General features: G+C 33.3%; 14 protein-coding genes and 1 pseudogene. 12 read left to right on the top strand and 3 right to left on the bottom strand.

The window, feature by feature from the left end:
• The 3 genes from HALSAC_RS16655 to HALSAC_RS0113110 all read left to right on the top strand — a co-directional run.
• Positions 1–459 (top strand): TVP38/TMEM64 family protein (locus tag HALSAC_RS16655; RefSeq protein WP_169730101.1); only part of this gene is annotated, 459 nt, incomplete at its 5' end.
• A gap of 115 nt (positions 460–574) precedes the next feature.
• Positions 575–883: a hypothetical protein gene (locus tag HALSAC_RS0113115; protein ID WP_027340644.1), complete on the top strand. Its 309-nt coding sequence runs from the start codon at positions 575–577 to the stop codon at positions 881–883.
• A gap of 173 nt (positions 884–1,056) precedes the next feature.
• Positions 1,057–1,416, top strand: coding sequence for a single-stranded DNA-binding protein (locus HALSAC_RS0113110; RefSeq protein WP_027340643.1), 360 nt, complete (start codon positions 1,057–1,059; stop codon positions 1,414–1,416).
• Between the two features lie 72 nt (positions 1,417–1,488).
• Here the strand turns inward: HALSAC_RS0113110 and HALSAC_RS0113105 are convergent, their stop codons facing one another.
• Together HALSAC_RS0113105 and HALSAC_RS16015 are read right to left on the bottom strand one after the other, a co-directional pair.
• Positions 1,489–1,836, bottom strand: coding sequence for a class II SORL domain-containing protein (locus tag HALSAC_RS0113105; protein ID WP_027340642.1), 348 nt, complete (start codon positions 1,834–1,836; stop codon positions 1,489–1,491).
• A 23-nt stretch (positions 1,837–1,859) separates the two neighbouring features.
• Positions 1,860–2,417: pseudogene (locus HALSAC_RS16015) on the bottom strand (rubrerythrin family protein).
• Between the two features lie 402 nt (positions 2,418–2,819).
• Here HALSAC_RS16015 and HALSAC_RS0113095 point away from each other — a divergent pair.
• Positions 2,820–4,514, top strand: coding sequence for a 2-oxoacid:acceptor oxidoreductase subunit alpha (locus HALSAC_RS0113095; RefSeq protein WP_027340641.1), 1,695 nt, complete (start codon positions 2,820–2,822; stop codon positions 4,512–4,514).
• Positions 4,514–5,371 (top strand): thiamine pyrophosphate-dependent enzyme, encoded by an 858-nt coding sequence (locus tag HALSAC_RS0113090; RefSeq protein ID WP_027340640.1) that lies wholly within the window; start codon positions 4,514–4,516, stop codon positions 5,369–5,371. Before HALSAC_RS0113095 ends, HALSAC_RS0113090 begins: the two co-directional genes overlap by 1 nt.
• 278 nt (positions 5,372–5,649) lie before the next feature.
• Here the strand turns inward: HALSAC_RS0113090 and HALSAC_RS0113085 are convergent, their stop codons facing one another.
• A complete protein-coding gene (locus tag HALSAC_RS0113085; protein ID WP_027340639.1) occupies positions 5,650–6,216 on the bottom strand; it encodes a biotin transporter BioY in 567 nt (188 codons plus the stop codon).
• Positions 6,217–6,469: 253 nt separating this feature from the next.
• On the opposite strand from HALSAC_RS0113085, the gene HALSAC_RS0113080 reads away from it, so the two are divergent.
• The 7 genes from HALSAC_RS0113080 to HALSAC_RS17715 all read left to right on the top strand — a co-directional run bounded on the left by HALSAC_RS0113080 (position 6,470) and on the right by HALSAC_RS17715 (position 10,582).
• Positions 6,470–7,633 carry an oxygen-binding di-iron domain-containing protein gene (locus HALSAC_RS0113080; RefSeq protein WP_027340638.1) on the top strand — a complete coding sequence of 388 codons (1,164 nt, stop codon included), beginning with the start codon at positions 6,470–6,472 and terminating at the stop codon, positions 7,631–7,633.
• Between the two features lie 324 nt (positions 7,634–7,957).
• On the top strand, positions 7,958–8,533 hold the full coding sequence (gene rbr / locus HALSAC_RS0113075; RefSeq protein WP_027340637.1) for a rubrerythrin: 576 nt from the start codon (positions 7,958–7,960) through the stop codon (positions 8,531–8,533).
• A 211-nt stretch (positions 8,534–8,744) separates the two neighbouring features.
• Positions 8,745–9,329: a tyrosine-type recombinase/integrase gene (locus HALSAC_RS0113070; protein WP_027340636.1), complete on the top strand. Its 585-nt coding sequence runs from the start codon at positions 8,745–8,747 to the stop codon at positions 9,327–9,329.
• 242 nt (positions 9,330–9,571) lie between these two features.
• On the top strand, positions 9,572–9,874 hold the full coding sequence (locus HALSAC_RS0113065; RefSeq protein ID WP_027340635.1) for a chemotaxis protein CheD: 303 nt from the start codon (positions 9,572–9,574) through the stop codon (positions 9,872–9,874).
• On the top strand, positions 9,864–10,082 hold the full coding sequence (locus HALSAC_RS17430) for a response regulator (RefSeq protein ID WP_027340634.1): 219 nt from the start codon (positions 9,864–9,866) through the stop codon (positions 10,080–10,082). The genes HALSAC_RS0113065 and HALSAC_RS17430 overlap by 11 nt, the downstream gene beginning before the upstream one ends.
• Positions 10,083–10,125: 43 nt before the next feature.
• Positions 10,126–10,248: a chemotaxis protein CheB gene (locus HALSAC_RS17875; protein WP_211231348.1), complete on the top strand. Its 123-nt coding sequence runs from the start codon at positions 10,126–10,128 to the stop codon at positions 10,246–10,248.
• A gap of 109 nt (positions 10,249–10,357) precedes the next feature.
• Positions 10,358–10,582 carry a chemotaxis protein CheB gene (locus HALSAC_RS17715; RefSeq protein ID WP_027340633.1) on the top strand — a complete coding sequence of 75 codons (225 nt, stop codon included), beginning with the start codon at positions 10,358–10,360 and terminating at the stop codon, positions 10,580–10,582.
• Positions 10,583–10,752 lie beyond the last annotated feature (170 nt).

The raw sequence follows: 10,752 nt of genomic DNA, 5'->3' as shown, positions 1-10,752 counted from the left end.
GGTATATCTTTTGGATCTTTTTGGGGAGTGATCTTTGTATCAATTGCTTTTGTTGCTGGGGCTAGCCTTTCTTTTATAATATCAAGATACTTTGCCAGAGATTTTTTTAAAGATTGGTTGGACAAGAAGGATATGATGGACAAGATATATGGGTGGTTTGATATTTATGGGTGGAAGGTTTTGATTTTAACTAGATCTACACCATTAATACCTATAAATTTACAGAATTACGCTTATGGATTAACAGATATAAGTTATATCCTTTATATAACAATATCATGGCTTGTTACATTACCTAAGATTATACTATTAACAGCGACTAGTGGTTTAATATTAGAAGAAGGTTTTTCTTTTGGGATTTACTCTAAAGTTATTCTTATGGTTTTAATAATTATTATAGTTTTACATCTCTTAACTTATAAATTTATAAAATCAAATAAAAGAAGAGATGATAAGTAAAGAATAAGTTATCTATAGGAATATATTACTATTATAAATCTAACCTCGGTGGATATAATTAAGACAAGGAGATAAAGTCTGATAATCCTTTAAATAGTTATATCAGGAGGTTATAATGACTGATTATAATAACTGGCAGTTCAACATGTGGTTCTTGCCTAAGTGGGATCAGGAAGAAATAAGTAATGAATTAAAATTAGCTCATGACAGATATCATGTATATGTTAATGATGATTTTGTAGGAAATAGGGCATTATTGACTCAAAATGAAGATATCTTCGCTGTTGAGGATTATTTAAGAAAAGAGGGGTTTGAAGAATTTAATACGACACTTGAAGGAGATCATTTTATGATTGAAGCATATAATGATTCAGAAGCTTCTAAAATGAAAGATATGTTAGAAACATACCTTCAAATTAGATGAAGAGTAGAGGGATTATCCCTTTACTCTTATTTTTTAAGATCGCTTTTAATTATTATAAATATTAGACTTAGTCCTCTAAAATCTTTTGAAATGAATAAAAATCAAATTAATATGTATATTTTAGAAAAAAATGGTTAAAATATTTTTAAAATATATAGAGAGGATGATTTAAAATGTTGAATCAAGTGAGTTTGGTTGGAAGGTTGGTAAGAGATCCAAAGCTAAAGGTTTTTTCTAATGGGAATAAGAAAGTCGATTTAATTGTCGCGGTTGATCGTGGGTATAAGAATAAAGATGGTGAACAGGAAACAGATTTTATATTTATAGAAGCCTGGAGAAACTTAGCAGATCAATGTGCTAAGTACTTAGAAAAAGGTAGATTGATCTCAGTAGAAGGAAGAATTAGAGTAGATAGCTGGGAAGATGAAAAGACAGGTGATAGAAAGTATAAGACAGGAATTACAGCAAGAAATGTACAGTTTCTAGATAGACCTAACAAGAATATTGATAACAGTAATGAAGCTACAGCATAAAATAATGATGTGAGAGTAGTTGAAAAGAAGTTAACAAGGCTAGCATAGAAGATTCTATGCTAGCCTTGTTAATTAAACTACTTCTATCTTCTTAGCACTCTCCCATTGACCATGGAGATTACATAATTCATAAGCTCTCAAGGTGCAGCTTTCTTTTAATTTGATTTTAAATGTAGCCTCTGCTTTTGCCTCAGGGGTAAAGTTTGCTCTTCCTAAGTGGTAAAACTCTGCATAAAGGTCTACATATTGGATGAAATGATCCTTATCCACTGGATGATCTATTTTTCCTATTTTTAGTTTAACTTCAAAAAATTCATCTTTATTTACTTTATCAGGTGCTTCTATAATTGGTATATGTTTCTTTTCTAATTCGCTTTTTTCTTTTTCATTGGCTACATTCTTTACTTCATAGTATTTCATTTTAAATTCCTCCTTAAGTTACATTAGTGTCTAAACTCTTTAAACTGATCTTTGCTTGCACCACAGATAGGGCATTGATCTGGTGTACCATCTTTTACGGTATGACCACAGACTTCACATACACTTACATACTTTAGGTCATAATCATTTCCGCTATCAACAGCTTCTTTGGCTTGAGCAAATAAGTCAGAGTGGATCTTTTCAGCTTCTAGAGCATAATGAAATGATTTGACTGCATCTTTTTCTCCTTGATCTTTAGCAACTAGATAGTAACTTGGATACATCTGTTCAATTTCAAAGTTTTCTCCTGCTTTGGCACCTTCAAGGTTCTCTGAAGTCGGGCCAACACCAAAACCTGCTCCTGATGCTACTAAAAAGTCACCTTCTATATTTTCATGGACTTCAAAGTGGTTGCCGGCATGGACCTATTCAGCATAGGCAATAGCTTTAAATAAAAGGCCTACATTTGGAAAACCTTCTTTCTCTGCTATTTTTCCCCAAGCTATGTACCTTTGATACGCTTGACTTTCTCCACCAAAAGCAGATCTTATATTTTTAGCAGTCATCTCATTATTAATCATCTAAAAAAGCACCTCCGTTATTTTGTTGAGATAGGTTTTACATATACATTTATATTGTAGGTTAATTTAGTTAAGAATATGCAATAAGTCAAAGAGGATTGTGTGGTATTTTTGACAAATAATACTATATGAGCTATAATGCAATTAATAACAGTTATTAATATAATCAAAAAGGGGGAGCGAATAAAGGTTTTAGTTAAAAGAGATTTTCTAAAGAGAAAAATATTATCTTTTGGCCTAGCTCTAAGAGTAGATAGGTAAAAGGATTAGATCATAAGAGGTGATTTTAAGATGTTTATTAAAATGAGATGTTAGAATATATAACTTTTTAATTATTATTTATAATTTCTAAAGCAATGCGTAAACTAATGTATATAGTATTCTGATTAGGGAGGTAAGCTAATGCATTTTAATTTGGTGATTGGTGGCCAAGCGGGACAAGGTTTAAATACGCTTAATTTTATTTTTAGTAAAGTGTTTTTTAAGAGTGGTTTTTATGTTCACACTAGCAAAGATTATGAATCTAGAATTCGTGGAGGACATAATTTTATGAGAATTAGAGTGAGTGATGAGAAGAAGTTACTTGCTCCTAAGGTGGAAGAGGATATATTATTGGCATTAAATGAAGAAACTCTAGAACTTCATCAGGATTTAGTAAAAGATGATGGGGTTATAGTTTTTGATGGTGAGTTAGATATAGAAGGAAAAGAGGTTATCTCCATTGAAGCCTCTAAGATAGCTAAGGATTTAAGTAATGGCAGAGTTTCTAATACTGTATTTGTTGGAGTAGTTCTTAAATTTCTAGGATTTGATTTAAAGATTGCTCAGGAAGTATTGAATCAGTATTTTAGGAGAGCTGAAGAGATAAAAGAGTTAAATTTAGAAGCTTTAAGAAAGGGTTATGAGCTTGTAGAAAAGAGAAGAGATCTACCAGAGGTTGAAGCTAAAGGTGACCAGATATTAATTAATGGAAATCAAGCGATAGGTATGGGTGCAGTAGTAGGAGGAGTTCAATTTTATTCAGCTTATCCAATGACTCCAGCTACTGGTGTAATGAATTATATATCAAAGCGTCAAAATGATTTAAATGTTGTTGTAGAGCAAGCTGAAGATGAGATTTCTGCTATTATGATGGCTTTAGGGGCTTCTTATAGTGGGATTAGAGCTATGACAGGAAGTTCTGGTGGAGGATTTTCTTTAATGGTTGAAGCTTTAGGGTTTTCTGGTATGGCAGAGATACCATTAGTAATTGCTAATGTGCAAAGACCTGGACCTGCTACAGGATTACCAACAAGAACTGAGCAGGCAGATCTATTATTTGCTATTAATGCTTCTCAAGGTGATTTTCCTTTAATGGTAATGAGTGTTAAAGATGCTGAAGATGCCTTTTATCAAAGCTTTAGAGCTCAAAATATTGCTGAAAAGTATCAGATCCCTGTTATAATCTTAAGTGATCAATTTATTGCCGATTCTCAAATTAATGTAGATGAATTCGATTTAGATTCTTTAGAGAATGGAAATTGGTATATGAGCGATGAAAAAGCATCAGGTATTACCGAATATGAAAGGTATAAGGTAACTGAGGATGGAGTATCTCCCCTTGCTTATCCAGGTCAGTTTGAAGACGAGATTGTTATGGTTGATAGTGATGAACATAATGAGAAGGGGAATATTATCGAAGATGCTGAAACTAGGGTAATGATGGTTGATAAGAGGGATAGGAAGTTAGATAGATTGATTTTAGAGGATCTGCAAGAGCCAGAGTATGTTGGAGATGATAATGTAGAGTATCTACTTATCGGTTGGGGATCAACTTACGGGCCAATGGTTGAAGCAAGAGAGATGTTAGAAGAGGATGGCCAAAAGGTTGGAGTCTTATCCTTTAATGATCTTTGGCCTTTACCAATTGAAGAATTGGAGGATAGGGTAGATGAGGTTGAGACTATCTGTATAGAGAACAACTCTACTGCTCAATTTTCAAGGTTGGTAACTGGTGAAACTGGAATTATCTTTGAGCATGAGATATTAAAGTATGATGGACGTCCCTTTACTGCTAGAGAGATTTATGAAGCGATTAAGGAAGAGGTGATGGGTTAATGGTAGATATAAATGTTTACGAAGGTGATAGGGAGACTGCTTGGTGTCCGGGGTGTGGAGATTTGCCTTTGAGGACGGCATTGATCGATGCGTTGGCCCAATTAGAGTTAGAACCATCCCAAGTAGCTATGTTTACAGGTATAGGTCAAGCAGCTAAGATGCCTCATTACCTTAAAATAAATGGTTTTAATGGACTTCATGGTCGTGCATTACCACCAGCTTTGGGGATGAGAATTGCTAACCCAGGGATGAAGGTAATAGTGGAATCTGGTGATGGAGATACCTATGGAGAGGGAGGTAACCATTTTCTTCATAACATTAGAAGGAATCCAGATATAGCCCATTTGGTTCATGACAATCAAATCTATGGGTTGACTAAGGGTCAAGCTTCGCCTACTACAGAGGAAGGCTTTAGTACTTCTACTCAACCAAATGGAGATGCAGGTAATCCTTTTAACCCAATAAAGGCTGCAGTAGCCTTAGGAGCTAGCTTTGTTGCTCGAAGCTTTGTGGGAGATAAAGAGCATTTAACAGAGACTATAAAAGCTGCTTTGAATCATAAAGGTTATGCTTTAGTGGATATATTACAACCTTGTGTTTCTTTTAATCGGATAAACACCTACCAATGGTATAAAGAGAGGGTTTATAAACTAGAAGAAGGGTATGACCCTGGCAATTATAATGAGGCCTTTAAGAGAGCCCAGGAGTGGGGAGATAAAATCCCTATCGGTATTATCTATAAAGAAGAGGGAAGGTCTACTTTTAGAGAGAGACATCCTCAAATAGGTGATGAATTTTTGGTTAAGAGAAGAAGGCAACCAAGTGAATTTAAGAGCTTACTAGAAGAGTTGAAGTAGAAAAAAGATCTATAAGAGGATTAATCCTCTTATAGATCTTTTGATTTAGGTAAAAGTAAAACTACCAATATAATTTAATAGTAATAAAGCGTCACTTTCGTGCCACTAGTAATGGGTAATGAGTGAAGAGTAATGAGTAAAGTCAAAATCTCTTATAAGTCTTAGGTAACAAAGGGGTTTCTGTTTTTTAAGGTTTTACCCATTACTCATTACTGATTACTCATCACCAGTAATAAAGCTACGCTTTATTACTATACAGCATTACTTTTGATAACTCTTTAGCTTTTAGTTATAGGAAGCTGATCTTCAATTCTTCCCATCATCTCTTTAGAGATTATTGCTGCAAGTAAGCCTTTGATTAGATCCCAGGGTAAAAAGATTAGGAAGCCACCCCATAGGGCTGTTTTGATTCCATAATCTACTCCCATATATAGATTCATTACTAAGTAAAGGTGTATTACACCAAAGAAGTAGAAGGCAATTAGACCAATAGAGTTTGCTATGAGCAGATTCCAGAAGGTCTTTTCTCTCTTTTCTACTATCTTTCCTATAATATAAGCTCCAACGGCAAAGCCAACTAAATAACCAAAGGTAGGTTGTAGTACATAAGATGGTCCACCACCTTGGGTGAAGATTGGAATGCCTACTAATCCAATAGCTAAATATGTTAACTGACTAAAGAAGGCCAGTTTTCCTCCTAGTAGGTTGGCAGCAAAGATAACAAAGAAAGGTTGTAGAGTAAAGGGTACACCAAAAGGCATAGGTATACTCAAAAATCCTCCAATTGCTGTTAAAGCTGCAAATAACGCTACTAATATAAGTTCTTTTGTTTCAAAGTTTTTCATTTAAAACACTCCTCTTAAATTAATATATTATTACAATAATGAGATTATATCAGAGGAATAAGTATTTTGTCAACTAAAAAAAGGTGAGGGTTAACGTTGAGTGGTTAAGTTTATTACTATTAAAAAACGATTTTTTTGATTTAAAAGCAGGAATTGTTACTAGTATTCTCTAAGTATATATATAGACTAAAAAATTTCTAATGTAATAATTTAGGGGAATAGTATGATAGAAAAATATAAGGAGTTGGCAAAAATGGAAGCGATTGAAGTTAAGGAAAACATTTATTGGGTAGGGGCGATAGATTGGGATTTGAGAGATTTTCATGGTTATCTTACTCAAAGAGGTTCTACATATAATGCTTATCTGATAATTGATGAGAAGGTTACTTTGGTTGATACTGTTAAGTCTCATCTTTATGACGAGATGATAGATAGGATATCTTCTATTATAGATCCATCTAAAATAGATTATATTATCTCTAATCATGTTGAAATGGATCATTCTGGAGGGCTACCAAAATTAATGGAGGTAGCTGAGAATGCAGAGGTTGTTACTTCTCCAAAGGGTAAGGCTGGGTTGTTGGCCCATTATGGTGAAAATTGGAATTTTAAGGTTGCTAAGCCAGGAGAGAAGTTAAATATAGGAAGTAGGGATATTGAGTTTATCTTAACGCCAATGGTTCATTGGCCTGATAATATGGTGGCTTATTTGAGGGAAGATAAATTATTATTTTCTAATGATTCACTAGGTCAGCATTATGCTTCTTCAGAGCGTTTTGATGATCAAGCTTCTTTTGATATAATAATGGAAGAAGCGCAGAAATATTATGCAAATATAGTTATGCCTTACGGAAGTCAGGTGCAAAGAGTATTAGAGAGTTTGAAAGATTTAGATATTGAGATAATTGCACCTTCTCATGGGGTGATTTGGAGGACCTTTGTTCCAGAGATTATTGAAAAGTATAAGAAGTGGTCGGTAAATAAGACTGAGGAGAAGGCTTTGATTATCTATGATACTATGTGGGATTCAACGAAGAAGATGGCTTATGCTATTGGAGATGCCTTTGAAGAGAAGGGGCTTAACATTAGGATGTTAAGTTTAAAGAATAATCATATTTCTGATATTATTACAGAGGTTTTAACTGCTAAGTATATCTGTGTAGGATCTCCGACCTTAAATAACAATATGTTACCAACGGTAGCTTCTTTTTTAACTTATTTAAAGGGGTTGGCCCCGAAAGATAGAATAGGTTTAGCCTTTGGATCTTATGGCTGGGGAGGTCAGAGTATTGGGCAGGTTGAAGAGGAGTTAAAGAATTGCAAATTTGATATCCTTGATTCTATAAAGGTTAATTATATACCAGATGAAGAGAAATTAGCAGAAATAAAGGATAATTTAAAGAAATCTATAATGTAAAGTAAGAGTAGTAGTTTAATTGTTTAAGTTATGTGCTGGCTGTAGAGATGTAGTTTATAGTAATATTGTGTCCTTTTAAAGAGCAAATGTAGGGGCAGACCTATGTGTCTGCCCTAAACGATACATTAATCGTTATACAGTTTACTGCGATGAAAAATTATATAAACGTTTTAAATATAATTGGTAATGTATTTCGGGCGAACACATAGGTTCGCCCCTACACACTGAAGCTAGTAATAAAGCTACGATTTATTATCTATATCGTCTCAACCAGCGCATTGCTTGATATAAATATAAAATAAAAATTATGGAGGATGATAAGTTATGGCAAGTGTAAAGGGAACAAAGACTGAGCAGAATTTATTGAAGGCGTTTGCAGGGGAGTCACAAGCAAGAAGTAGATATACATATTTTGCATCTCAAGCTAAGAAGGAGGGTTTTAGACAGATTGAGGCTATCTTTATGGAGACTGCTGAGAATGAGTTAGAACATGCTAAGAGGTTCTTTAAGTTCTTAGAAGGTGGAGATGTAGAGATTACTGCTATGTATCCAGCTGGCGAAATAAAAACTACTGAAGAGAACTTAGAAGCAGCTGCTGCAGGTGAGAATGAAGAGCATACTGAGTTATATCCTGAATTTGCTAAGGTAGCAGAAGAAGAAGGATTCTCAGAGATTGCTGAATGTTTTAGAAGAATTGCTATGGTAGAAGTAGAGCATGAGAATAGATACTTAAAGTTACTTAAGAACTTAAGAGAAGAGAAAGTCTTCCAAAAGGATGAGACTGTAAGGTGGAAGTGTAGAAACTGTGGATATGTACATAAGGGAGATAAGGCTCCTAAGAAATGTCCAGCTTGTGTTCACCCAGTTGATCACTTTGAATTAAAAGAGAAGAATTATTAATTAAAAGGATATTTAGAGGTTCGGTATATTTAAATATACCGAACCTTTTATTTTATTCATAGTTAACAATTATTTCACACCCTTTTAGTATTAGTTAGGATAAGATATACTAAGAATAATAGAATATATAATAATGTTTATTGTCTTTTGTCAATATTGTTTAATGTAATAGTTCTTTATGTTATATTAGTAACTAGAAGGTGGGGATAATATGGGGAATCGAATGGATCCTATTAGAGATAAGGAGAAGATTGGGGCTATAAAGGATATGCTTAGAAGTGGAGGGAGATGGAGAGATTATGTACTTTTTGTCTGCGGAATTAACTTTGGTTTGCGAATAGGTGATCTGCTTAGGATTCAAATTAAGGATGTAGTTGATTTAGAGAATAAAATCAAGGATAACTTGGAGATAATTGAACAAAAGACAGGAAAAAGAAATATAGTTAAGATAAATAGAGGAGCAAAGGATGCTTTAAGCTTATTAATTAATAGGACCAATATAACAGCTAATCGTAATAATTATCTTATCTATAATTTAAGAAATAAAAGTAAATCGATTAGTAGAATTCAAGCTTATAAATTAGTTCGTAAGTGGTGTTATAATGTTGGCTTGACTGAGTTAGCAGTAGGAACACATACTTTAAGGAAGACTTGGGGATATCATGCTCACAAGCAGGGGATAAGTATTGAAGTAATTCAAGCCAAGTATAAGCATAGTAGTACTTCGACTACAAGACATTACTTGGGCATAGAGCAAAAGGATGTGAATGAAGCCTATGATAAAGTTAATTTATAATCAAACAAATAGAAATAAAAACAATTTGATATCAATTTTTTATATGGTTATTAAAAAAGAAGGTTAATTTCTTTTAATTTAGAAAAAAGGAGGGTTAAGATAAGAGATAGAATAAATTCTAATATATCAGAATTAGGATCTTGTATAGCTGTGTGTTTGATAGATAATGTGAATGGTGTATATGGGATGAATCATTATATGTTACCCCTCAAGGGTAAAGTAAAATCAGTTAAGGGGGGAAAGTGGGTAAGTGTTGTTTGGATGCTAGGGATCTTTTAATGGCAGAGATGAAGTTGAAGGGAGCAAATATAAGGTTTTTAGAGGCTAAAGTATTTGGTGGTGGTAAGGTTGTTAATATAAATTATAATGATGTAGCTGGATCAAATATTTATTTTGCTAAAGAATATCTCAAGAAGTTTAATATCCCTATTATAGCTAAAGATATAGGTAATGATTATGGACGTAAAATCTATTTATGTTCTGGTGGTAGAGTGTATTTACAAAAGATTAAAAATTACCAAGGAGTTTATTATAATGAAAAATAATATGGTTAAGGTGTTGATTGTCAATGATTCTTTAGTTGTAAGAAGGTTTTTAAAGGATACATTAGAGCAAGATGCTAGTTTAAAAGTAGTAGGAGAGGCCAAAGATCCTTATATAGCTGTAAAGAAGGTTAAAAAGTTGGATCCTGATGTATTAACCCTTGATGTTGAAATGCCTAAGATGAATGGCTTAGAGCTCTTAAAGAAATAATGCCTTTATTTCCTAAAAATCTCCTCCTATTATTATTCAACATATGCCCAAAGAGTTTACAAGAAACTTTGCCAAGAACTTAGATAGGATTAGTAAAATTAAAGTTAAGGAAGCAAAGAACGGAGATAAACTTTGGGGAGGCACTTGTAGTTCCAGGTGGATTTAATTTAGAAGTTGAAAGAAAGAAGAGTGGATATTATAGTAAAATTTTTAAGGGTAATAAGGTTAACTATCAATGACCATCTGTTGATGTAACTTTTAACTCTCTAGTTAAAGTGGCAGGAAGAAGAGTAATTGGAATTTTATTAATAGGAATTGGTAGTGATGGAGCTAAAGGGCTACGAAGTATTAAAGAAGTTGGTGGTTATACGTTGGCCCAAAATGAAGAGACTGCTACAATCTTTGGTATGCTTAAACGTGCTATTGAGTTGGGGGCTGCCAGTGAAATATTAGCATTAAATGAGATAGTAAAGAGAATTGTTGATATATTGAAGGATTGATAGTAACATATACTAAAGTTGAATAAAAAAGTAAGATAGGCGATTATAGATATAATCGCCTATCTTACTTTTTTATAATAATAATACTGAAGAAAATTAATAAGAAGTCAACAGAAGTGAAGTTTTGTTAATTAAAATACTAAAATAAACTACAAAAATACATTTTATTT

This window comes from Halonatronum saccharophilum DSM 13868, assembly GCF_000517025.1.
Classification (GTDB): domain Bacteria; phylum Bacillota; class Halanaerobiia; order Halobacteroidales; family Halobacteroidaceae; genus Halonatronum; species Halonatronum saccharophilum.
Note: the sequence above shows the minus strand (reverse complement) of the source record. Positions and strands in the feature narration are given on the sequence as shown.